This window comes from Streptomyces sp. NPDC041122 (assembly GCF_055592445.1).
Genome location: NZ_JBVIYQ010000005.1, coordinates 333,753 through 355,261 on the forward strand (window position 1 = coordinate 333,753; position 21,509 = coordinate 355,261).

General features: G+C 72.9%; 25 protein-coding genes. 7 read left to right on the forward strand and 18 right to left on the reverse strand.

Going from position 1 to position 21,509, the window contains the following annotated elements:
- Nucleotides 1-80: 80 nt before the first annotated feature.
- The gene (locus tag ACZ6B8_RS20355; RefSeq protein ID WP_471608184.1) at nucleotides 81-1,028 is read right to left on the reverse strand and encodes a zf-HC2 domain-containing protein; all 948 of its coding nucleotides are present in this window, start codon (nucleotides 1,026-1,028) and stop codon (nucleotides 81-83) included.
- Nucleotides 1,029-1,105: 77 nt separating this feature from the next.
- Nucleotides 1,106-1,879, reverse strand: a complete 774-nt coding sequence (gene sigE / locus ACZ6B8_RS20360) for an RNA polymerase sigma factor SigE (protein WP_471079048.1) — start codon at nucleotides 1,877-1,879, stop codon at nucleotides 1,106-1,108.
- A 154-nt stretch (nucleotides 1,880-2,033) separates the two neighbouring features.
- Between sigE and ACZ6B8_RS20365 the strand changes: the two genes are divergently transcribed.
- Complete coding sequence (locus ACZ6B8_RS20365; protein ID WP_471079926.1) at nucleotides 2,034-2,732, forward strand: O-methyltransferase; 699 nt, start codon at nucleotides 2,034-2,036, stop codon at nucleotides 2,730-2,732.
- 222 nt (nucleotides 2,733-2,954) lie between these two features.
- On the opposite strand, the gene ACZ6B8_RS20370 is transcribed toward ACZ6B8_RS20365, so the two are convergent.
- A complete protein-coding gene (locus ACZ6B8_RS20370; RefSeq protein WP_003966491.1) occupies nucleotides 2,955-3,122 on the reverse strand; it encodes a DUF3117 domain-containing protein in 168 nt (55 codons plus the stop codon).
- Nucleotides 3,110-3,391 (reverse strand): hypothetical protein, encoded by a 282-nt coding sequence (locus ACZ6B8_RS20375; RefSeq protein ID WP_471079045.1) that lies wholly within the window; start codon nucleotides 3,389-3,391, stop codon nucleotides 3,110-3,112. Before ACZ6B8_RS20375 ends, ACZ6B8_RS20370 begins: the two co-directional genes overlap by 13 nt.
- A 38-nt stretch (nucleotides 3,392-3,429) precedes the next feature.
- Between ACZ6B8_RS20375 and chcB the strand changes: the two genes are divergently transcribed.
- Nucleotides 3,430-4,230, forward strand: a complete 801-nt coding sequence (chcB, locus tag ACZ6B8_RS20380) for a 2-cyclohexenylcarbonyl CoA isomerase (protein WP_471079042.1) — start codon at nucleotides 3,430-3,432, stop codon at nucleotides 4,228-4,230.
- 12 nt (nucleotides 4,231-4,242) lie between these two features.
- Here chcB and ACZ6B8_RS20385 read toward each other — a convergent pair whose 3' ends face one another.
- Nucleotides 4,243-4,836, reverse strand: coding sequence for a DNA-3-methyladenine glycosylase I (locus ACZ6B8_RS20385; RefSeq protein ID WP_471608185.1), 594 nt, complete (start codon nucleotides 4,834-4,836; stop codon nucleotides 4,243-4,245).
- Nucleotides 4,837-4,838: 2 nt separating this feature from the next.
- The gene (locus ACZ6B8_RS20390; RefSeq protein WP_471079041.1) at nucleotides 4,839-5,198 is read right to left on the reverse strand and encodes a DivIVA domain-containing protein; all 360 of its coding nucleotides are present in this window, start codon (nucleotides 5,196-5,198) and stop codon (nucleotides 4,839-4,841) included.
- A gap of 125 nt (nucleotides 5,199-5,323) precedes the next feature.
- On the opposite strand from ACZ6B8_RS20390, the gene folP reads away from it, so the two are divergent.
- Nucleotides 5,324-6,184 carry a dihydropteroate synthase gene (gene folP, locus ACZ6B8_RS20395; RefSeq protein ID WP_471079038.1) on the forward strand — a complete coding sequence of 287 codons (861 nt, stop codon included), beginning with the start codon at nucleotides 5,324-5,326 and terminating at the stop codon, nucleotides 6,182-6,184.
- A 26-nt stretch (nucleotides 6,185-6,210) separates the two neighbouring features.
- Here folP and ACZ6B8_RS20400 read toward each other — a convergent pair whose 3' ends face one another.
- Nucleotides 6,211-6,984 carry an LOG family protein gene (locus ACZ6B8_RS20400; RefSeq protein WP_471079035.1) on the reverse strand — a complete coding sequence of 258 codons (774 nt, stop codon included), beginning with the start codon at nucleotides 6,982-6,984 and terminating at the stop codon, nucleotides 6,211-6,213.
- Nucleotides 6,985-7,093: 109 nt separating this feature from the next.
- Nucleotides 7,094-8,173: a succinyl-diaminopimelate desuccinylase gene (gene dapE / locus ACZ6B8_RS20405; protein WP_471608076.1), complete on the reverse strand. Its 1,080-nt coding sequence runs from the start codon at nucleotides 8,171-8,173 to the stop codon at nucleotides 7,094-7,096.
- A 60-nt stretch (nucleotides 8,174-8,233) separates the two neighbouring features.
- Between dapE and ACZ6B8_RS20410 the strand changes: the two genes are divergently transcribed.
- Both ACZ6B8_RS20410 and ACZ6B8_RS20415 read left to right on the forward strand, forming a co-directional pair.
- Nucleotides 8,234-9,130: a heavy metal transporter gene (locus ACZ6B8_RS20410; RefSeq protein WP_471608077.1), complete on the forward strand. Its 897-nt coding sequence runs from the start codon at nucleotides 8,234-8,236 to the stop codon at nucleotides 9,128-9,130.
- Nucleotides 9,131-9,474: 344 nt separating this feature from the next.
- Complete coding sequence (locus ACZ6B8_RS20415) at nucleotides 9,475-9,933, forward strand: ATP-binding protein (protein WP_471079026.1); 459 nt, start codon at nucleotides 9,475-9,477, stop codon at nucleotides 9,931-9,933.
- Nucleotides 9,934-10,012: 79 nt separating this feature from the next.
- On the opposite strand, the gene ACZ6B8_RS20420 is transcribed toward ACZ6B8_RS20415, so the two are convergent.
- Together ACZ6B8_RS20420 and fdxA are read right to left on the reverse strand one after the other, a co-directional pair.
- The gene (locus ACZ6B8_RS20420; RefSeq protein ID WP_471608078.1) at nucleotides 10,013-11,107 is read right to left on the reverse strand and encodes a bifunctional succinyldiaminopimelate transaminase/glutamate-prephenate aminotransferase; all 1,095 of its coding nucleotides are present in this window, start codon (nucleotides 11,105-11,107) and stop codon (nucleotides 10,013-10,015) included.
- A 93-nt stretch (nucleotides 11,108-11,200) separates the two neighbouring features.
- Entirely contained in the window at nucleotides 11,201-11,521 is a 321-nt protein-coding gene (gene fdxA / locus ACZ6B8_RS20425; protein ID WP_030573070.1) for a ferredoxin, read from the reverse strand.
- A 143-nt stretch (nucleotides 11,522-11,664) separates the two neighbouring features.
- Here fdxA and ACZ6B8_RS20430 point away from each other — a divergent pair, with 143 nt between their 5' ends.
- On the forward strand, nucleotides 11,665-12,666 hold the full coding sequence (locus tag ACZ6B8_RS20430; protein WP_471608079.1) for a GNAT family N-acetyltransferase: 1,002 nt from the start codon (nucleotides 11,665-11,667) through the stop codon (nucleotides 12,664-12,666).
- A 209-nt stretch (nucleotides 12,667-12,875) separates the two neighbouring features.
- Nucleotides 12,876-13,706 (forward strand): transglutaminase family protein, encoded by an 831-nt coding sequence (locus ACZ6B8_RS20435; RefSeq protein WP_471608080.1) that lies wholly within the window; start codon nucleotides 12,876-12,878, stop codon nucleotides 13,704-13,706.
- Nucleotides 13,707-13,739: 33 nt separating this feature from the next.
- Here the strand turns inward: ACZ6B8_RS20435 and ACZ6B8_RS20440 are convergent, their stop codons facing one another.
- The 8 genes from ACZ6B8_RS20440 to ACZ6B8_RS20475 form a co-directional block, all read right to left on the reverse strand.
- Nucleotides 13,740-14,435 carry a response regulator transcription factor gene (locus ACZ6B8_RS20440; protein ID WP_471608081.1) on the reverse strand — a complete coding sequence of 232 codons (696 nt, stop codon included), beginning with the start codon at nucleotides 14,433-14,435 and terminating at the stop codon, nucleotides 13,740-13,742.
- Nucleotides 14,432-15,589 carry a sensor histidine kinase gene (locus ACZ6B8_RS20445; RefSeq protein ID WP_471608186.1) on the reverse strand — a complete coding sequence of 386 codons (1,158 nt, stop codon included), beginning with the start codon at nucleotides 15,587-15,589 and terminating at the stop codon, nucleotides 14,432-14,434. Before ACZ6B8_RS20445 ends, ACZ6B8_RS20440 begins: the two co-directional genes overlap by 4 nt.
- A gap of 53 nt (nucleotides 15,590-15,642) precedes the next feature.
- Nucleotides 15,643-16,401 (reverse strand): ABC transporter permease, encoded by a 759-nt coding sequence (locus ACZ6B8_RS20450; protein WP_471079010.1) that lies wholly within the window; start codon nucleotides 16,399-16,401, stop codon nucleotides 15,643-15,645.
- Entirely contained in the window at nucleotides 16,398-17,348 is a 951-nt protein-coding gene (locus ACZ6B8_RS20455) for an ABC transporter ATP-binding protein (protein ID WP_471079007.1), read from the reverse strand. Before ACZ6B8_RS20455 ends, ACZ6B8_RS20450 begins: the two co-directional genes overlap by 4 nt.
- 140 nt (nucleotides 17,349-17,488) lie before the next feature.
- Complete coding sequence (locus ACZ6B8_RS20460; RefSeq protein ID WP_471608082.1) at nucleotides 17,489-19,666, reverse strand: hypothetical protein; 2,178 nt, start codon at nucleotides 19,664-19,666, stop codon at nucleotides 17,489-17,491.
- 164 nt (nucleotides 19,667-19,830) lie between these two features.
- A complete protein-coding gene (locus ACZ6B8_RS20465; RefSeq protein WP_471079918.1) occupies nucleotides 19,831-20,199 on the reverse strand; it encodes a DUF6113 family protein in 369 nt (122 codons plus the stop codon).
- A gap of 137 nt (nucleotides 20,200-20,336) precedes the next feature.
- Entirely contained in the window at nucleotides 20,337-21,260 is a 924-nt protein-coding gene (gene mshB, locus ACZ6B8_RS20470; RefSeq protein WP_471079001.1) for an N-acetyl-1-D-myo-inositol-2-amino-2-deoxy-alpha-D-glucopyranoside deacetylase, read from the reverse strand.
- 24 nt (nucleotides 21,261-21,284) lie between these two features.
- A complete protein-coding gene (locus ACZ6B8_RS20475) occupies nucleotides 21,285-21,479 on the reverse strand; it encodes a hypothetical protein (protein ID WP_055569071.1) in 195 nt (64 codons plus the stop codon).
- Nucleotides 21,480-21,509: the final 30 nt, after the last annotated feature.

The following is a 21,509-nucleotide window of genomic DNA, read 5'->3' on the forward strand; positions in this document are numbered from 1 at the left end:
ACCCACCAGAAATCCCCGGCGGGCACGGCCCACCGAGGATTCAACCAGGTCCCCGACGAAAAGCGCAGGGCACCGTCGCTTCAGCGCATCCGCGACGTGCCCCTCAGCGGCCCCGCGCCCTGAGCCGTCGCGGTGGTCCGCACCGGATTCGCCTCTCCCGCCACGACGGACTCGTCCGTCTGCGGCAGCTCCATGCCGGGCAGCACCGCGGCATGCCGGCCGGGCGGCACCGGGCGTATCAGGGGCGAGATGGTCGCGGCACCCGCCACCATCGGGGCGGTGAGCTCGTAGACGGAACCACGGGGACGCAACGGCTGGGTGGGAGGTCCGGGCAGCAGCGGCCCGGTGACCTCGGTCGGCGCGACGGGCGCCGCAAGCGCGCCCGGGCGCTGGCCCTGCACCGACAGCGGACTGCCGCCGCCCCGGCGCCGCGAGGCGTCGGGGGTCGCGGCGTTCCCGGAGCCCTGGCTGCGCTGCGGGGTCACATTGCTGCCCGAGCCGCCCGCGCGGGTGTCGCCCGAGTCGCCGGGGGCGCCGACCGTGACACCGCCGAGGGCGATGGCGGCCAGCGACACCGCGCCCGCCGCGGCGAACGCGAAGCGGCGCCCGCGCCAGAGCGAGCGGTCCGCGTCGGGCCGGGAGCCGTCGGGCCGGGGCATCTCGTGGATGCGGAAGCCCCGGCGGTCACTGGGCAGGACCGCCGCGTGGGCGCCCGCGGGCACGTACTCGACGAAGGGGTCGGGGGGCACCCCGAAGATCCCGCCCCGCGGCAGTCCCGCGGAGTCGGTGGACCCGGTGGCGAAACCCTCGCCGTCGCCCGGCGCGCCGGGTCCTCCCGACGCGTCGGAGCCGCCTCCGGGAAGTCCTTGGAGGCGGGCGAGGAAACTCTCGGTGGGCGGCGGCGGTGCCGCCTGCGCGAAGACGTTCTTCAGGCGACGCTGCGCGTCCGCCTCGGTCTTGCACATCGGGCAGGTCGCCAGATGCGCGAGGACGCGCTCGCGCGCGTCATGGCCCAACTCGCCGTCCACAAGGGCGGCGAGCCGGTCTCCCAGATGCTGCTCGGCCTCGGCTCGGTGCCGTTCGGCAGGATTCGACCGTGATCCACTCACGCGGTCGCACCCCCTCCTCCCAGCGCCATGGCTCCGGTCACCGCCAGCGAGCGGCGCTCCGCGCGGGCCTCGGGAGACCGGTGCTTGAGCGCCTTGCGCAGCTGCGAGCGACCCCGGTGGATACGGCTGCGGACCGTACCGAGCTTGACGCCGAGTGTTGCGGCGATCTCTTCGTACGAAAGGCCCTCGATGTCGCAGAGGACCACGGCGGCGCGGAACTCGGGCGCGAGGGTGTCGAGCGCCTGCTGGACGTCCGCGTCGAAGTGCGTGTCGTTGAACACCTGCTGGGGCGAGGGCTCGCGGCTCGGCAGCCGCTCCGCGGCGTCGTCCCCGAGCGCGTCGAAGCGGATGCGCTGCTTGCGGCGCACCATGTCCAGGAAGAGGTTGGTGGTGATGCGGTGCAGCCAGCCCTCGAACGTGCCGGGGGTGTAGGTCGAGAGGGACCGGAAGACACGGACGAAGACCTCTTGCGTGAGGTCCTCGGCGTCGTGCTGATTGCCGGTCAGGCGGTACGCCAGGCGGTACACGCGGCCGCTGTGCGTGCTGACGATCTCCTCCCAGGTGGGCGGAGTCCACGCCTGCGATTCCGCGTCAGCGGCAAAGGTCGCGGTCTGAGCGGAGTCGTTGGCACGGATGCGGTCAGCGGTGTCGGTCACGGATTTCGGCTCACCCGCCAATCCGAGAAAGCGCCGCAGCGCTCCTCCCCGATCCGCGGACGCAGCCGCACCTCCCCTGTCGGCTCTGGTGGTGTCCAGTGGAGCCCCTACCATAACCACCTCGCCCGTTAGCTCCGGATAAGCGTTTTTACGTGAATTTGGTACGGGCTTCGCTGCAGGTGTCCTGCCGCTTCGCGCCGCCCGCTTCCGGTCTTGATCCATCCGTCCACCCCCGCTGTTCTCCCACCCCCGGTAAACGCCCGGTCCCATCTGCGGGTTCCCGGCCCCAACGGATACAGTCACGGCCAGGCAACCACGGGGACAGGAGAGGGCCATTACCGGCAACCGGCAGACGAGCTGGGCGTTCGCCGACGCCTTTGTCGCCGAGGACGAGGCACTGCGCTGGGCCCGGGACCGGGCCCGGGAGACAGGCCTGCCCTCGGTGTCGCCCGGCACCGGCGCCGCGCTGCGCATGCTCGCCGCCACGGCTGACGCGAAAGCGGTGGCCGAAATCGGTACCGGGACCGGGGTGTCGGGCATCCACCTGCTGCACGGGATGCGGCCCGACGGCGTGCTGACCACGGTCGATCCCGAGCCGGAGCGGCAGGCCTTCGCCCGTCAGGCCTTCCGCGCGGCCGGCTTCGCGGGCAACCGCGCGCGGTTCATCCCCGGGCGCGCCCTCGACGTCCTGCCGCGGCTCGCCGACGGCGGTTACGACCTCGTGTTCTGCGACGGCGACCGGCTCGAGTCACTCGACTATCTCGCTGAATCGTTGCGCCTGCTGCGGCCCGGCGGCCTCGTCTGCTTCGAGGGCGTCTTCGCGGACGGCAGGACGGTGGACTCCGGTCCCCAGCCGGTCGAGGTCCTGCACCTGCGCGATCTGTTGCGCACCGTGCGGGAGAGCCCCGACCTGGTTCCGTCGCTGCTTCCCGTGGGTGACGGGCTGCTCTGCGCCGTCAAACGGTAGCGCCGGGCCCGTCCGGGCGGGCGCGTGCGCCGGCTGCCGCCGATCGCCGGGGCCGTCGTGCCGGGTGCCGCCGGTCTCCTGGTGCGTGCGCCGTACGCGGTCCGTCGCGGCTGGTCACGCGGTCACGCCGTCCTCGGCGCCCCTCCAGGGCCCGGACACAGCACTGCCCCGGCACCGTCGTACGATGCCGGGGCAGTGGAAAAGTCTGGGCGCGCTTCCGCGTCAGCCGACGACCTTCTTCAGGGCGTCGCCGAGCGCGTCGGCCTCGTCCGGAGTCAGTTCGACGACAAGTCGTCCGCCGCCTTCGAGCGGAACGCGCATGACGATGCCCCGCCCCTCCTTGGTCACCTCGAGCGGGCCGTCGCCCGTCCGCGGCTTCATGGCCGCCATGCTCGTTCCCCTTCCTGAAACCAGCTCATCGCAGCCGACAACCCAGGTGTCACCGGCATCGAACACATTGCTTCCAGGCCATTATCCCGCATGGCAGGACCCGATGACCAACATCGGTCGGCATCGACTGCGCAACGCGCGCCCGCAAAACCACTCAATTCGGCGATGTGGCTGCGATACTTCGCCGCCCCATACGCCTCAGGGGCCCGAAATTCTTTGACGCAGGTCACATGTACGTCCGCATGCCGGACTCCGATGATCTCCGTCATGCTGAGCTCCTACCTACTGGACCAGCGGAGGGGACCCCATGGCCGACAGCGTGCTCTACGAGGTGAGCGACGGACTCGCGACGATCACGATCAACCGTCCCGAGGCGATGAACGCCATGAACACCGAGGCCAAGGTCGCCCTGCGGGAGGCCGCCCGGTCGGCCGCAGCGGACGAGGCGGTCCGCGCGGTGCTGCTCACCGCCAACGGGCGCGCCTTCTGCGTGGGCCAGGACCTCAAGGAGCACATCGGCTCCCTCACGGCCGACCGCGAGGCCGGCACCGGGGAGACCATGAGCACCGTCAGGGAGCACTACAACCCCATCGTGCGGGCGCTGACGGGCATGCCCAAGCCGGTCGTCGCGGGCGTCAACGGCGCCGCCGCCGGCGCGGGCCTCGGCTTCGCGCTCGCCGCCGACTACCGGGTGGTCGCGGACACCGCCAAGTTCAACACCTCCTTCGCCGGGGTCGCGCTCACCGCCGACTCGGGCGTCTCCTGGACGCTACCGCGCCTGATCGGCCCCGCGCGCGCCGCCGACCTGCTGCTCTTCCCGCGCAACATCTCCGCACAGGAGGCGTACGAGCTGGGGTTCGTCAACAAGATCGTGCCCGCGGCCGACCTCGCCGCCGAGGCCGCGCAGGTGGCCCGCGCCCTCGCCGACGGGCCGACCCTCGCGTACGCGGCGCTCAAGGAGTCCCTCGCCTACGCGGCGGGGCACACCCTGGACGAGGCGCTGGACAAGGAGGACGAGCTGCAGGCCAGGGCCGGCGCCTCCGAGGACCACACCATCGCGGTGCGGGCCTTCATCGCCAAGGAGAAGCCGGCGTACCTCGGCCGCTGACCGCCCTGGACGCTAGGTCCGGGCCCCCGCCTCGCGGGCCACGCAGTCCGCGAGGTGGTCGTCGACCAGGCCGCAGGCCTGCATCAGGGCGTACGCCGTGGTGGGGCCGACGAAGCGGATGCCGCGATTCTTGAGCGCCTTGGACAGGGCGGTGGACTCGTCGGTGATCGCGGGCACGTCGGCGAGTGTCCGCGGGACCGCGCGGGTCGTCGGGTCCGGCGCGAACGACCAGATCAGCTCGTCCAGTTCGCCCTCGGACCAGCCGGCCAGCACGCGCGCGTTGGCGAGCGTCGCGTCGATCTTCGCGCGGTTGCGGATGATGCCCGGGTCGGCGAGGAGCCGCGCGCGGTCCTCGTCGGTGAACTCCGCGACCGCCGGGATCTCGAAGCCGGCGAACGCGGCGCGGAAGCCCTCCCGGCGGCGCAGGATCGTGATCCAGGAGAGGCCGGACTGGAAGGCCTCCAGGCAGAGCCGCTCGTACAGCGCGTCGTCGCCGTGGACCGGGCGGCCCCACTCGTCGTCGTGGTACGCCACGTAGTCCTCGGTGGACAGGCCCCAGGGGCAGCGGAGTCCGCCGTCCGGGCCCGCGACCGCGCCGCCTTCGATGCTCACTGCTCGTCGCCCTTCTCGTCCTTGTCGAAGAGGGCGGGCCCCGCGACCGCGGTGGCCTGCGCGCCGGCCAGGGCCGCCTCCAGCTCGGCGATGCGGGCGTCCCGCTCGGCGAGCTCGGCGCCGAGGCGGGTGAGCACGTCGTCGACCTCGTCCATGTGGTAGCCGCGCAGCGTCATCGGGAAGCGCACCGCGTCGACGTCGGCGCGGCGCAGTGGGCGGTCCGGGGGCAGCGGGTCGGTGAAACGCTCGGGCGCGACGTCGGCCAGCGCACCGCTCTCGCCGCCGCCGATCACGGCGAGGGACACCGCGCCGACCACCACGACGAGGGCGATGACCAGGAACAAGAACAAGACCATGGCTTCAGGCCCTCACGCTCGACTGCCCGTGCTGAAACTTCTCGGGTCCGATCGTGCCATGCGCCTGTGACAGTTAAGGTCGCAGGCGGCCGAACCGCGACTAGGACCCAGGAGGGCCACAGGGGATGCTCAGGCTTGGCAGGCGCGAGTTCGACGCGCACGAGCCGGTGATCATGGCGATCGTGAACCGGACCCCGGACTCCTTCTACGACCAGGGGGCCACGTTCCGCGACGAGCCGGCGCTCGCGCGCGTGGAGCAGGCCGTGGCCGAGGGCGCCGCCATCGTCGACATCGGCGGGGTCAAGGCGGGCCCGGGCGAGGAGGTCACCGCCGAGGAGGAGGCGCGCCGCACGGTGGGCTTCGTCGCCGAGGTCCGCAGGCGCTTCCCCGACGTGGTGATCAGCGTCGACACCTGGCGCCACGACGTCGGCGCCGCGGTCTGCGAGGCCGGCGCCGACCTGCTCAACGACGCGTGGGGCGGCGTCGACCCGAAGCTCGCGGAGGTCGCCGCGCGGTACGGTGTGGGCCTGGTGTGCACGCACGCGGGAGGCGCCGAGCCGCGTACCCGGCCGCACCGGGTCACGTACGAGGACGTGATGGCCGACATCCTGCGGGTGACGGTCGGCCTGGCCGAGCGGGCGGTGGAGCTCGGCGTGCCGCGCGAGTCCGTGCTGATCGACCCGGGGCACGACTTCGGCAAGAACACCCGGCACAGCCTGGAGGCCACCCGCAGGCTGGAGGAGATGGTGGACACGGGCTGGCCCGTGCTGGTCTCCCTGTCCAACAAGGACTTCGTGGGCGAGACCCTCGACAAGCCGGTCAAGGAGCGCGTCATCGGCACCCTGGCGACGACGGCGGTCTCGGCGTGGCTGGGCGCGCAGGTCTACCGCGTGCACGAGGTCGCCGAGACCAGGCAGGTCGTCGACATGGTGGCGACGATCGCGGGCCACCGGCCCCCGGCGGTCGCCCGCCGGGGACTCGCCTGACTCCCTGCGGGGGTGCCTAGGGGGTGCTACTTCCCGACTTCCTTGGTCACCAGGGAGATGGCCTCTTCCACGTCGTCGGTGACGTGGAAGAGCAGCAGGTCGGCCTCGGAGGCCTTGCCCTGGGCGATGACCGTGTTCTTCAGCCAGTCGACGAGGCCGCCCCAGTACTCCGTGCCGAACAGGACGATCGGGAACCGGGTGACCTTGCGGGTCTGCACGAGGGTGAGCGCCTCGAAGAGTTCGTCCAGGGTGCCGAGACCGCCGGGCAGGACCACGAAGCCCTGCGCGTACTTCACGAACATCGTCTTGCGGACGAAGAAATAGCGGAAGTTCACGCCGATGTCGACGTAGGGGTTGAGGCCCTGCTCGAAGGGGAGCTCGATGCCGAGGCCGACCGACGTGCCCTTCGCCTCGACGGCGCCCTGGTTGGCGGCCTGCATGGCGCCGGGCCCGCCGCCCGTGATCACCGCGAAGCCGGCCTCCACGAGCGCCTTGCCGATCTCCACGCCCGCCGTGTACTCCGGCGAGCCCTCCCCGGTGCGCGCCGAGCCGAAAACGCTGATCGCGGGCGGGAGTTCGGCCAGTGTGCCGAAGCCCTCGATGAACTCCGACTGGATGCGCAGGACTCTCCAGGGGTCCGTGTGTACCCACTCCGAAGGGCCGTCGGAGTCGAGGAGACGCTGATCGGTGGTGCCGGACTGCACCTTGTCCCGCCGGCGAAGCACCGGCCCGAGCCGCTGCTCGGGCCCCTTCCTCGCGGCGCGGGCAGCGCTGTCGGTGCCGTTGTCGGGATTGCTCATCGTCTGCTCCCTCCATGCGTACGTGACCCACAGCGTAGATCCACGCGGGTTACGGCAGAGGGACCTCGGGATGTCCGGTACCGGGAGCCTCATGGGGCCCCGGGCGCGGCTACGACGTCAGCCAGGCCCGCAGCTTCTCCTCCGCGACCGGGATCCGCGAGGCCTGCACGCGCTCGTCGATCTTGTGCGCGAGCAGCGGGTCGCCCGGGCTGTAGTTGACCGCGGGCACGCCGAGCGCGCTGAACCGGGACACGTCCGTCCAGCCGAACTTGGGGCGCGCCTCGCCGCCGACGGCCGCCATGAACGCCGCCGCGGCCGGGTGGGTGAGGCCGGGGCGGGCCGCGCCGGTGTGGTCGTCGACGACGAACTCGTCGACGCCGCAGTCGGCGAAGTAGTCGCGCACGAAGGCGAGGGCCTCCTCCTCGGTGCGGTCCGGGGCGTAGCGGAAGTTGACGGTGACGGTGCACTCGTCGGGGATGACGTTGGTGGCGACGCCGCCCTCGATGCGGACGGCGTTGAGCCCCTCGTGGAACTCCAGGCCCTCCACGACCGGCTTGCGCGGCTCGTAGGCGGCGAGCCTCTCCAGGATCGGGGTGGCCGCGTGGATGGCGTTGGCGCCCATCCAGGCGCGCGCGGAGTGCGCCCGCACGCCCTTGGTCCGCAGCAGCACCCGCAGGGTGCCCTGGCAGCCGCCCTCGACCTGGCCGTCGGTCGGCTCCAGCAGGACGGCGAAGTCGCCCGCCAGCCACTCGGGGTGGGCCTCGGCGACGTGCCCCAGGCCGTTGAGGTGCGCGGCCACCTCCTCGTTGTCGTAGAAGACGAAGGTGAGGTCGCGGTTGGGCTCGGTCACCGTCTGCGCGATGCGCAGCTGGACGGCGACGCCCGACTTCATGTCGCAGGTGCCGCAGCCCCACAGGACGCCGTCCGCGTCGAGGCGGGAGGGCACGTTGTCCGCGATCGGGACGGTGTCGATGTGCCCGGCGAGGATGACGCGCTCCGCGCGGCCGAGGTTCGTGCGGGCCACGACGTTGTTGCCGTGCCGGTCGACCGTGAGGTGCGGCAGCCCGCGCAGGGCCGTCTCGATGGCGTCGGCGAGCGCCTTCTCCTCGCCGCTCGGGGACGGGAAATCGACCAGCCGCGCGGTCAGCGCCGCGGCGTCGAGCGTGAGGTCAAGCGGTGTCTGAGGCATGCGCACGACCCTAACGCCGCAGCGCTCCGCGACCGATGGCAGGACTAGTACCTTGGTCGCGTGCGCGTGCCCTCCACCCCCGTCCGGCGCGGCCGTCTCCTCCGTTACGGGGCCGCGGCCGCCGCGTTCCTCGCCGTCGTGGGGTATGTGGCGCTCCAGTGGGTCTACGGCGGCAGGCCCGCGCCCCGGTGCACGGTCGCCTCCGGGAACGGCGGCGCCTCGTACACGTTCACCGCCGAGCAGGCGGAGAACGCCGCGACGGTCGCCGCGGCCGGCACCTCGCGCGGGATGCCCGAGCGCGCGGTGACCATCGCCCTGGCCACCGCGCTGCAGGAGTCCGGGCTGCGCAACATCACGCACGGCGACCGGGATTCGCTCGGCCTCTTCCAGCAGCGCCCCTCGCAGGGCTGGGGCGACGCGCGGCACATCATGGACCCGGCGTACTCGGCGGGCCGGTTCTACGCGCACCTGGCCGAGGTCCCCGGTTACTCGCGGCTGCCGCTGACCGTCGCCGCGCAGCGGGTGCAGCGCTCCGGTTTCCCGCAGGCGTACGCCAAGCACGAGCCGGACGCCGCGCTGCTCGCCGCCGCGCTCACCGGCCGGACGCCCGCCGCCTTCAGCTGCGAGGGCCGCCCCGGCACCGACCCCGGCGGCCCCGCGCGGGTGCGGGCCGCCCTCGCCCGCGACTTCGGCCGCGAGGTGCGTCCCGGCGCGGCCGCCGGGCGCGCCGTGACGGTCCCCGTGCCCGCCCGCCCGGCCGCCGACCGGCCCCCGCAGCGCGGTTGGGAGCTGGCGCACTGGGCGGTGGCGTACTCCTCGGCGCTGCACATCGAGAAGGTCGCGTACGGCGGCCGGGAATGGCGCGCCGGGGAGCCGGGCAGGTGGCGGAAGTCGACCGCGGCGGGCGCGGGTCCCGGCGCCGTCGCGGGCGCGGTGCGGATCGTCACCGGACCGTAGGACGCCGCATCACTCATGCGTGCGGACGGTCCCTCGATCGGGGTGCGCCGGACACGGCGGGACGACGCCGCGCACGCCTTTCCGTACCCCTGTACCACCCATCCAATTCTCTTGCGCCACAAGGGAATTAAGGATTCGGCAGCCAATCGTCGCACGATCACTTTGACCGTTTTTATCCGCAGCAGATAATGCGACGCATTGCCAATTCTTTACGTTGATCCACCGCAACCTTCGCGGGCTTCGAGCGGTAGTCACTGCGTCCGATCGCCGGAAGCCGTCCGGCGGGGCGCCGGAGCCGATCCGGCCGGACACCCCCAACGTTCTCTCCCGTCTGAAGGAGCATCATGTCCCTCCCCCTGACCCGCCGGATCGCCCGTGCCGCGCTGCTGAGCGCAGCGGGTGCAGCTTCCGTGGTCGGTGCGGCCGGCTCCGCGAGCGCCGTTGACCTTCCGGCCGCCCCCGACCTGGGCGGAGTGAGCGCCCTGGACGGCGCCGAGCTCGGCGACACCGTCGACGGTGCGGCGCAGAACGTCACCGGCCTCGCCGGTGAGACCGGCAGCAAGGCCGTGAAGCAGACCGTGCCGGCCGCGGGCAAGGCCGTCGGCAGGGCGGGCAAGACGGCGACCCCCGCCGCGCAGCAGGCCGCGGGCGACGTCGCGGGCAGCGCGGGCAAGGTGCTCGGCGAGACCGCCGAGACGGCCACCGACGGCGGTCTGCCCACCGACAACCTGCCCACCGACTCGCTCACCGGGGGCGGCCTGCCCACCGAGAACCTGCCGGTCGGGAGCCTGCCGCTCGGCTGATCCCGCGGCACGCACGGCGAAGGGCCCGGAGCCGGTGGCTCCGGGCCCTTCGCCGTGTCCGCCGCCGGGTCCGCGCGGCTCAGGCCAGGCGCGCGACCGCCGCCGCGATCCGCTCGTCGCTCGCCGTCAGCGCCACCCGGACGAAGCGGTCGCCCGCCGGTCCGTAGAAGTCGCCGGGCGCCACCAGGATGCCGAGCTCCGCGAGGTGGGCCACGGTGTCCCAGCAGGACTCCTCGCGGGTCGCCCACAGGTACAGGCTCGCCTCGCTGTGCTCGATCCGGAAGCCGTGCCGGAGCAGGGCGTCGCGCAGGGCGGTGCGGCGGGCCGCGTACCGCTCGCGCTGCTCGCGCACGTGCGCGTCGTCGCCGAGCGCCGCCACGACGGCCGCCTGGGTGGGCGCGGAGGTCATCATGCCGCCGTGCTTGCGGATCTGCAGCAGATCGCCGAGGACGGCCGCGTCCCCGGCGAGGAACGCCGCGCGGTAGCCCGCCAGGTTGGACCGCTTGGAGAGCGAGTGGACCGCGACGATCCCCTCGTACGAACCGCCGCACACGTCCGGGTGCAGAACCGAGACGGGCTCGGCCTCCCAGCCGAGCTCCAGGTAGCACTCGTCGCTCACCAGGAGCACGCCGTGCTCGCGCGCCCAGGCCACGGTGCGGGTGAGCTCCTCGCGGGTGAGGACCCGGCCGGTGGGGTTCGAGGGCGAGTTGAGCCAGAGGAGCTTGAGGCGGGCCGGGTCGAGCTCGGTGGGCTCGTCGTACGCGACGTACTCGGCGCGGGCCAGGCGGGCCCCGACCTCGTACGTCGGGTAGGCGAGCCGCGGGTAGGCGACCACGTCGCCCGGGCCGAGGCCCAGCTGCGTCGGCAGCCAGGCCACCAGTTCCTTGGAGCCGACGACCGGCAGGACCTCGCGGTGCGTGATCCCCCGGGCGCCGAGGCGCCGTTCGCACCAGCCGGTGATCGCGTCACGCAGCTCCGGCGTGCCCCACACCGTCGGATAGCCCGGCGAGTCCGCGGCCGCGACCAGTGCTTTCTGGATCAGCTCGGGCACCGGGTCCACCGGGGTGCCCACCGACAGGTCGACGATGCCGCCGGGGTGGGCGGCCGCCGTGGCCTTGTACGGCTCGAGCTTGTCCCAGGGGAAGGTGGGAAGCCTGTCGGAGACTGCGGACACGTGGTGACTCCCGTGCTGGTGCTGGTCGTTGCAAACGCCGCGGTCCCGTGCGGCGGGACGCCGTACGGGACCGGGGCTACGCTCGAACCGCCGTTACTGGTTCTGCGGCGGCAGGGCGGCGATGAAGGCGTGGTCGCGCTCGATCAGACCGAGCTTGCTCGCGCCACCCGGCGAACCGAGCTCGTCGAAGAACTCGACGTTCGCCTTGTAGTAGTCCTTCCACTCCTCAGGAGTGTCGTCCTCGTAGAAGATCGCCTCGACCGGGCAGACCGGTTCGCAGGCTCCACAGTCGACGCATTCGTCCGGGTGGATGTACAAGGACCGGGAGCCCTCGTAAATGCAATCGACCGGGCACTCCTCGATGCACGCCTTGTCCTTGACGTCGACACAAGGCTGCGCGATGACGTAGGTCACGCTGTCGTTCCTCCTCGATACGGGCGTTGGCGGGCCGTCCTCAGGCTCCGCTCGCCTGGCGCGCGGGAGCGCGGCGTCGTCGATGCCCGCCCCTAGTATCTCCGTTCCTGGGCATGATCCGAACAGGAGGGGCTTACAGAGTCGTGGAATTCATTGCGGGCGGGCGTCTCGAAGTCCGTATCACCCCAGCTGACGTGGGCAAACGAGTGTCCGTCCGCTGCTTGAGCGATGCTGTGGGCCCGACGGAGAAGTTCACCGACACGGTGGGCGTTCTCGTATCGTGGGACGACGGTGTAATGCACATCACACGACGGAACGGCGAGAGCGTCCGGATTCCGGAACGGTCCGTCGTGGCGGGCAAGGTCGTGCCGGCCGCGCCCGCGCGCCGGCGTGGACCCGCCGCCTCCTACGAGGAGCTGGCACGGGTGACCGCGCGGGCCTGGCAGCCGGTGGAGAGCGAACGCCTCGGCGACTGGGAGCTGCGGGCCGCGGGCGGGTTCACCCGGCGGGCCAACTCGGTACTCCCGCTCGGCGATCCGGGACGCCCCCTCGACGCGGCGCTTTCGGCCGTGCGCGGGTGGTACGCGGAGCGCGGCCTGCCGCCGTACATCCAGACCGCGACGGGCGCGGAGGGCACCCAGGAGCTGCTCTGCGCCGGCTTGGCGGAGCGCGGCTGGGAGCGCGAGGTGAGCACGGAGCTCCACATCGGCGGGCTCGCGCCGGTCGGGGACCTGGACGCGGACGTGACGCGCGTGGAGCTCTCCCGGGCCTGCGACGACGCCTGGCTGCGCCGGTACCGGCGGTTCGACGGGCCCGGTGCGCATGTGCGCAAGGTGCTGGCGAGCGGGCCCTCGGTATGGTTCGCTTCCGTGCCCGGGAGCGGTGCCGCCCCGGCCGCGATCGGGCGGTGCGTGGTGGACGGCCGCTGGGCGGGTTTCATGGCGGTCGAGGTGGCCGGGGAGCACCGGCGCCAGGGGCTCGCCACCATGGTCATGACCGCGCTGGCCCGGCGGGCCCTGGCCGAGGGCGCGTCGGCGGCCTGGCTGCAGGTCGAGGAAGCCAACGACGCCGCGCGGGCGCTGTACGGCGGGATGGGTTTCACCGCGCATCACGCCTACCACCACTACCGGTACGGCCCCGCCTGACCGGGACGGGCGGATCGGATCCGGCCGGGCGCGGCAGGAGAGGGCCGGGCACGGCGCGGGTACCCGCAGGGTGGCGCGGCGGAACACGGCCCGGCGGAGCACGGCACGACAGCGCACGTCCCGGCGGCGCCCAGCACGTGGAAAACGGCACGACAGAGCAGAGCACGGCACGGCAGACAGCGCCCGGCGAGGGCAGACACGAGGCACGTATGCACGCGGAGTCCGGCGAATGGCGGCGGCGGTTCGCCGAAGAGGCGAGGTCGGAGCGGCCCGATCTCGCGCTGCTGTGCCTGCTGATCGGCGCCGAGGCGGACGTCTCGCTCGACGAGCGGGGCATCGACGCCGCCGGGATCGAGCTCGACCGCCTTGCGGGGCTGCTGCCGTTCCGCCCCGGCGGCCCTCGCGCGTGGGCGCTCGCGCTGGCCGAACTCCTCGGCGAACAGTGCGGGTTCGAGGGGACGCCGGGTGATTACCAGCGGCTCGACTCCTCCCTCCTGCACCAGGTCCTGCGGCGCCGCAGAGGTCTGCCGATCCTGCTCTCCGTGGTGTGGATGGAGGTCGCGCGGCGTGCGGGCGCGCCCGTCTACGGGGTGGCGCTGCCGGGGCACTTCGTCGTGGGCTTCGGCCCCCGTGACGAGCAGGTGCTCGCCGACCCCTTCGACGGCGGACGGCTGCTGACCGGTGCCGACGCGGAGCACCTCGTCGCCGGCACGGCGGGCACCGGCCTCCAGCCGTCGATGCTGACGCCCGCCGACCCGCTCAACATCGTGCAGCGCATCCTCAACAACATCCGCGCCTGGGCCGCGGCCCGCCCCGAACGCTCCGAAGTCGCTTTGTGGGCATTGGAGTTGTCGCTCCTGCTGCCCGCCCATCCGGCCCGGCTGCGCTACGAGCGGGCCCAACTCCTCGTACAGCGCGGCGACTTTCTCGGCGGGGCGAAAGAACTCGACGCGTACGCCGACGTGGTGTCGACGGTCGAGCCGACCACGGCGGACCGGGTGCGGCAGCAGGCGCGGGCCGCGCGGGCGATGCTGAACTGACGGCGCCGGAGCGCCGACCGGCTCGGCGGCGCCTCAGAGCCAGCCCTTGTCCCGGGCCGTGCGCACCGCCTCCGCGCGGTTGCGGACCGCGAGCTTCTGGATCGCCGTCGAGAGGTAGTTGCGGACCGTGCCCTGGGAGAGGTGCAGGGCCTTGGCCAGCTCCGCGTTGGTGGCGCCGTCGGCCGCCGCGCGCAGCACCTCGCGCTCGCGGTCCGTCAGCGGGTTCGCGCCCTCGGCGAGGGCCGCCGCCGCCAGCGTGGGGTCGATGACCCGCTCCCCCGCGAGCACCTTGCGCAGCGCCGCGGCGAGCTGCGCCGCGGGCGCGTCCTTGACCAGGAACGCCTGCGCACCCGCCTCCATGGCGGTCCGCAGATAGCCGGGGCGGCCGAAGGTAGTGAGCACGACCACCTTCAACGCGGGAAACTCCGCGCGGAGTTGGGCCGCCGCCTCGATGCCCGTCATGCCGGGCATCTCGATGTCGAGCAGCGCGACGTCCACGGCGTGCCCGCGCACCGCGGCGAGCACCTCGTCGCCGCGGGCCACCTGGGCGACGACCTCGATGTCCGGCTCCAGGCCGAGCAGCGCGGCGAGCGCCTCGCGGACCATCGCCTGGTCCTCGGCGAGCAGGATCCTGATGACGCCCCCCGAGCCGCCCGTACCGTCCGAGCCGTCCGCACCGCTCCCGCCGGCCTCGCCGTTCCCGCTGAACCCGCTGTTCCCGCTGCTCATGAGGGGGATCCTACGGCCGCGCCCGCCATCGGCACCCGAGCCGCCAGACGGAACCCGCGCCGGCCCGCGGGACCCGCCTCCAGGAACCCGCCGACCGCCGCCACACGCTCGCCGAGGCCCGTCAGACCGTTGCCCGCGGGCGCCCCCGCGCCGCCCGCCCCGTCGTCCTCCACGGAGAGTTCGAGGAGCCGCCCCGCCAGCGTCTGACGCACCGTGAACTCCACCGTGCAGCGCCGCGCCCCGCTGTGCCGCACGACGTTGGTCACCGCCTCCCGCAGCGCCCAGGCCAGCACCGCCTCCGCCTCCTCGCCCGGCAGTTCGGCGGGCGGCTCCAGCGGTACCTCGGGGTCGATGCCCGCGGCGGTCAGCGCGGTGCGGGCGCCGGCCAGTTCACCGGCGAGGGTGCGCCTGCGGTAGCCGGAGACGGCCTCGCGCACGTCCACCAGCGCCTGGCGGCTGACCTGTTCGATGTCGGCGACCTGCTGGGCCGCCTTGTTCGGATGGGCGGGGAGCATCCGCCCGGCGAGCTCGCTCTTGAGGGTGATCAGCGAGAGCGAGTGGCCGAGCAGGTCGTGCAGGTCCCTCGCGAGCCGCAACCGCTCCTCGTTGGCGGCCAGTTGGGCGACGGTGGCGCGGGCCTGCCGCAGCTGGACCGTCGTACGGATCAGCTCGCGCACGCCGGACATCGCGAACCCCACCAGGAGGGTGATCACCCCGAGATTGGCGATCAGATCGCCGAGGCCGTCGTCGCGCAGACCCACCACGATCATCAGCAGGGTGACCGCGGGGATCGCCCAGAGCGCGTACCGGATCGGCAGGACGGCGCCCGCCGAGACCGAGACGTACACGAAGAGTCCGAGCCAGGGGTCGCCGAGGCTGAAGCCGAGCACCGTCGCGAGCACCACGAGGATCCCGAAGGAGGCGGCGACCGGGCCCCACTGGAGGATCTTGGTGGTGTAGCGGAAGACGAGGGTCAGATAGCAGGCCACGAAGAGCGCGAGGCCGAGCGAGCCGAGCACCGTGGCGAGGACCGTGTGGCGGCCGTCGGTCAGGTCCTTGACGGGTGAGCTCAGGAAGACCAACCAGACGCCGATCCAGCCCGACTTGGCCAGGAACTGGCGGCGGCCCTGGGGCGGCCGCCCGAACGTGTACACGGGGTGGAGCTCGTTGCCCGCGGCGGCCGTCTCGCGCGCGGTGTCGGTCTCGCTCACGCCTTCAGGGTGTCCTTCCGGTACAGCCAGGCCGCGCCGCCCGCGAAGAGGAGGAAGTAGGCCACCAGAAGCGTGATGTCCTTCGCGTGCGGTGCCTCGCCCAGCTCGATGGCCTGCCCGAGGGCAGCGTACGCGTGCGTGGGCAGCCAGGACGCGGTCTCCTGGAGCCAGTGCGGGAACGTGGTCACCGGCATCCACAGGCCGCCCAGGATGGAGAGCCCGAAGTAGATGATCATCGTGATCGGGCGGACCGCGTCACCGGTCGCGAGGTAGCCGATGGCCACGCCGAGCGCGGCGAAGCAGAGGCTGCCCGCCCAGATGGCGCCGGTCAGCGCCAGCCACTGCCAGGCGTCGAACCGGATGCCCTTGAAGATCCCGGCGACCGCGAACACCACCACGATCGACGGCAGGCTCACCACCGCCGCGCTGGCGGTCTTGGCGAGGACATAACCCCGCCCGGGGAGCGCCGTCAGGCGCAGCTGACGCACCCAGCCGCTCTCGCGCTCCTTGGCGATGCGCTCGCTGTTGCCCATGAGGACCGCGGTGAGGGCGCCGAAGGACGCCATCGAGACCATCATGAAGGCGGGGACGGACAGGTGGGTGTCGGGCACCTTGTCGGCGGTGCTCTGGCTGCCCGCGATGATCACGAAGAGCACCGAGGGGTAGATGACGGAGAAGAAGAGGAACTTGCGGTTGCGCAGGGCGCGGGTGATCTCGAGCTTGATGAGACTGCGCGAGGCGAAGGCGTTCGTCATCGGGTCCTGGCCTCCTCGGCCTCGGTGATCGCCACGAAGGCCTGCTCGAGACCGAGCCCGGCGACTTCGAGGTTCTTGGGGTAGAGGCCGAGCCCGTACAGCGCGTGCACGGTGGCGTCGGCGTCGGTGGACTGGATGCGGACCGAGCGCCCGGAGACGTCCAGCGTGGTCAGGAACGGCAGTCCCTTCAGGGCGGCCGTGTCGACCGGGCCCTCCAGGTCGAAGGCGACCTTGCGGGCGCCCGCCCTGGCCTTGATCTCGGCGGCGGTGCCGTCCGCGAGGAGGCGGCCGCGGTGCAGGACCAGGACGCGGTCGGCGATCGCGTCGGCCTCCTCCAGGTAGTGCGTGGCGAACAGCACCGAGCGGCCCTGGTCCGCCTGTTCGCGCATGGTGGCCCAGAACGCCTGACGGGCGGTGACGTCCATGCCGGTGGTCGGTTCGTCGAGGACGATCAAGTCATTGGCGCCCGCCGTGGCGAGCGCGAAGCGGACGCGCTGCTCCTGCCCTCCGGAGAGCTTGTCGACCTTGCGGTCCGCGATCTGGGTGATGCCCGCGTGGGCGAGCACGTCGTTCACGCGGTGCGGCCTCGGGTGCAGGTCGCAGGCGAGCGTGACCAGTTCGCGGACGGTGACCTCGCCCATCAGGCCGCCGCTCTGCAGCATCGCGCCGACCCGGCCGGCCGCGATCGCCTCGCGCGGTGACGTGCCGAAGACCCGTACCGTCCCGCTGTCCGCGCGCCGCAGTCCGAGCAGCAGGTCGAGGGTGGAGGACTTGCCCGCGCCGTTCGGCCCGAGCAGGGCCACCGTCTCGCCCGGGTGGAGGTCGAGGGTCAGGCCGTCGACGGCGCGGACCTCTCCGTAGCTCTTGGTCACCCGCTCGAAGCTCACCGCGGCGGTGACCGGGGCCGCGGCCCCGGCGGCGGCGGGCGGTGCTGTGGTCGTCTTCATGTCCACCATCGTCACAAAATCGCAGGTGGCGGCGGCAGTGCCGGATGTGGTGTCTCCGGGATGACAGATGTCATGCCGAAGGCCGGACGGTTCTCCCGGTCACCCGGGAAAGCCGTCCGGCCTCCATGGCCGTACGAGGATCAGCTGGCGTTCGTCTCGATCACGCCGGTCCGCTCGGCGGGCGTCTTGCCGACCAGCGCCTTGCCCATCGCCTGGGCGACGTCGGTGGGCTGGACCGGCGTCTTGTCGCCGTTGCCGCGCTGGATGAGCACGCCGTCGAAGACGTTGCCGTACAGCTTCTTGAGCTCCTCGAGGTTGTAGTGCACCTCCAGGGTGCCGCCATTGACGACCTGGGTCTCCAGGATCTTCGGCAGCGACCTGGACGGGCCGAACGGGATCGACCTGGTCCCCGCCTTGATGATGACGTTGGCGGACATGGCCGGCTCGGCGAAGCGGGTCATGAACTTGTCGACCTCGGCCTTGGAGACCGTCGGCCTGCGGGTGGTGGTCGGCACCTGGACCGTGCCCGCACTGCCCGTCTCGACCTGCTTCTTGTACGCGTCGGCGACGGCCGAGGTCGACGCCTTCGGGTCGATGCCCTTGCCGACCTTGCCGTAGACGGGAACGGCCTTGCCGGGCTCGAACTTGACCGTGCCCTCCTTCGCCGTGCCCGAGCCGCCCGCGGCGCGCTCCAGGGCGGCCGCCAGCTTCTCCTCGTCGACGGGCATGACGGGCTCGACGACCCGCTGTCCGCCGAAGAGCGAGCCGACCACGGAGACCGGGTTGTAGTCGCTGCCCGCGGCCTCGCGGACGGTGGCCTGGCTGTCGACGGTCAGGCCCGCCTGGTCCGGCTTGAGCGCGACGGGCGCGCCGTCCACCGAGAGCTTCAGGGGCTTGGTGACACGGGCGCCGATGGCGTCGTCGAGCTTCTTGACGGCCTCGTCGCGGGTGCCGCCGCCGATGTCGACGCCGAGCACCGTGGTGCCCTTCGGGACGTCGGCGTGGTTCATCAACAGGCCCGCGCCGTACGCGCCGCAGGCCACGACGACCACGGCGGCGGCGAGGAGGACCAGTTTGTTGCGGCCCTTCTTCTTCGCCTTCGGAGCGGGGGCGGCGGGCGGCACGTCCGAGCGCACCGGCTCGGGCAGCTTCGGCGGGGTGTGCGGGACGGGCCCGTCCCCCTGCGGTCCGGGCGCGAACGGGGAGCTGTCCTGCGCGGGCGGCACCACGGGGATGCCGCTGGTCAGCGTCTCACCGGAGACGTTGCCACCGGGGACCGGGCCACCGGGGCCGGCAGGAGCCCCGGGCGCGCCGGGCACCTGGCCGCCGACGGGGGGCCGCGGGCCGCCGGGCGGGGAGACCGGTCCGGCCTTCTGCGGCGTCAGGATCGCGGTGTCGTCGCCCATGGCGCCGGAACGGGGCGGCCGCGCCCCGGAGTTGGCCGGGGCGCCGGGGCCGCCAGGTGCACCGGGGATGCCCGGTCCGCCGGGCGCCGCGGGGCGGGGACCGGAGCCGGGGGGCGCCACGGGGCTGTCACCGGTGACCGGGCCGCCGGTCGGGCCCGAGGGATTGCGGGAGTCCAGGGCGTCGCGTGAGCCGCCCGCCCCCATGCCGGCGCCGGCACCGGTGCCCGGACCCGTGCCCGTACCGGCCGAGAAGTACGGCAGGTCGCCGCGCTGCGCGTCGCCGCCCTGCGGGGCGCCCGTGCCGAGCGGACCCGACGCCACGGCGCCGGACACGTCGAAGGAGCCGGTACCGGAACCACCGGGGCCGCCGGACCCGTTCGCGCCGGGGCCCGCCCCCTGGCCGCCCTCGGGCCGCGCCGACTTGCGCGGGGCGAACCAGTCGCTCGTCTTCTCCTCGGCCGCCGCGGAAGCTCCCGGAGCGCCATCGCCCGAGCCACCGCCCGCACCCGTGCCGGCACCGGAAGCGGAACCGGATCCAGACCCTCCGGCGAGCGGGGCTCCGGAGCCCAGGGTGCCGCCCGCGCCGGGAGCGCCCGGCGCGCCGGCGTCGCCGCGGCCGTCGTCGTTCGCGGCCGAGGAGTTCCCGCGCGCGTCGTCGTCACCGACGGGCGTGCGCATGACGACCGGCGGGATGGGCCGCGAGCCGGGGATGTTGATCCGGATGCGGGTGGTCAGCGTGGTCTGGGTCTCGGGCTCGTCGGGCCGCTCTTCGGCGGCCTGCCGCCGCGCTCCGTCCGCGCCGTCGGCGCCGGCGCCCTGGGCCGGGGAGCCGTAGGGCGGCGTCCCCGAGGGGTATGCGGCTCCACCGCGCCCCTGGGGGCCGGAGGACGAACTGTCAGTTTCACGACTCAAGGCAGGTTCTCCTGGTTGACTCCGCCGCCCGTCTCGACCTCATCCGGGGTCCCCCCGGCCGGAGGTTGGGGAGGCTCGGCGGCCGCACCACCATACTGGCCGCCGTCGGCACTCATCCCGTGACCGGCGTCAAACCCGTGCGGAACACGGGCCGAAGTGGTACGTCACTTGCCAAGTCGGGCGGCGGCACCGCTCGGTTGCGGCCCCTGCCCGAGCGTGGCGCACATCACAGCCACGGCCATTCCGCCGAGCAGGAAGCCGTAACTGCCGAGGCCCGCGCCGAAGAGGAAGTCGCCCTCCGGTCTGGTGGCGGTGAGCAGCAGGACCGCGACCAGCCAGCCCGCGGCGGGCGCCACCGCCCCGGCTCTGGTGCCCATCGCCCGCGACCCGCCGTAGAAGAGGCCGGCCGCGCCGAGGAGCGCGAGCAGCAACCCGGCGGGGAAGAAACCGCCTTGGACGAGCGCCCCGGCGACACCGACGACGGCGCCGAGCACGAAGAGCCCGGCGCAGGCGGCAACTCGCCCCGCCCGCAACGGCTGTGCGAGGAAGCTGCCCGGGGGCGCGGCGACGGGCTGCCGGGTGGCGGGCTTCGCGCCGGCCGCCTTCGCGGCACCGGGCTTCCCGGAGCCGGAAGCGGAACCGGCCCCCGACGACGCACGGGATCGCGTACTCACAGCGCGGTCACCTCGGCCACATCCGTCATCCTTTCGAGTCCCGCGAAGAGATCCGTCTCACGGGACGATCCCTGTGCGGACACTTCTCCCCGAACCAGCTCGTAATACTCCACATCGAAGATCGGCTGGGCGAGCTGGTTGGAGAGGACGAAGAGCGGCTCGCTCACCGTGATCTGGGTGGCGTGGGCGCGCATCGCCGCGGCCTTGGCGGCCGAGTGGCCGCCGCCCTCGATCTGCGTGGTGATCCGCTCGTCGTCCGTGACGCCCGGCACGTCGGCGACGGCGGCCGGCGCGGCGAACGGCGAGCGGCCCAGCGCGTCCGGCAGCCGCCGGAAGCGCTCCTCGACCACGGAGCGCGGGGCGCGGTTCCAGTAGATCTTGGCGATGGTGTGCGGCTCGCCGAGGTCGGCGCGGAAGGCCGGCTCGGAGGCGAGCTCTGCGGCGCGCATGGCGACGCGGTGCGCCTGGATGTGGTCGGGGTGGCCGTACCCGCCGTCGGGGTCGTACGTGACGAGGACCTGCGGGCGCACCTCGCGGATCACCTCGACGAGGTACGCGGCCGCCTCGTCGAGGTCGGCGGACCAGAAGGCGCCGGGGCGGTGGTTCTGCTCGACGCCCATCATCCCGGAGTCGCGGTAGCGCCCGGTGCCGCCGAGGAAGCGGTGGTCGGTGACCCCGAGCGCCTTCATGGCGGCCGCGAGCTCCCCGATGCGCTGGGCGCCCAGGGAGTCCTCGCGGTCGGCGGCGAGGTGGGCGAGCTCGGCCGGGATGACCTCGCCCTCCTCGCCCAGCGTGCAGGTGACCAACGTGACATGCGCGCCCTCGGCCGCGTACTTGGCCATGGTCACGCCGTTGTTGATCGACTCGTCGTCGGGGTGCGCGTGCACGAGCAGCAGGCGCCGGGCGGGCAGTTCCGTCATGGGACCACCCTACGAGCCCCCGGCTCAGAACTTGATGTCGCCGATCATCCCCGCCACGTTGGTCGTCAGCTCGTTGATGGTCGGCGCGACGGACGAGCTCGCCAGGTAGAAGCCGAGCAGCGTGCAGACGACCGCGTGCCCCGCTTTGAGACCTGACTTCTTGACCAACAGGAAGACGATGATCGCCAGCAGCACCACCGCCGAAATCGAGAGTGCCACGGCGGTCACCTCCAAGTCGTTGCCGTAACC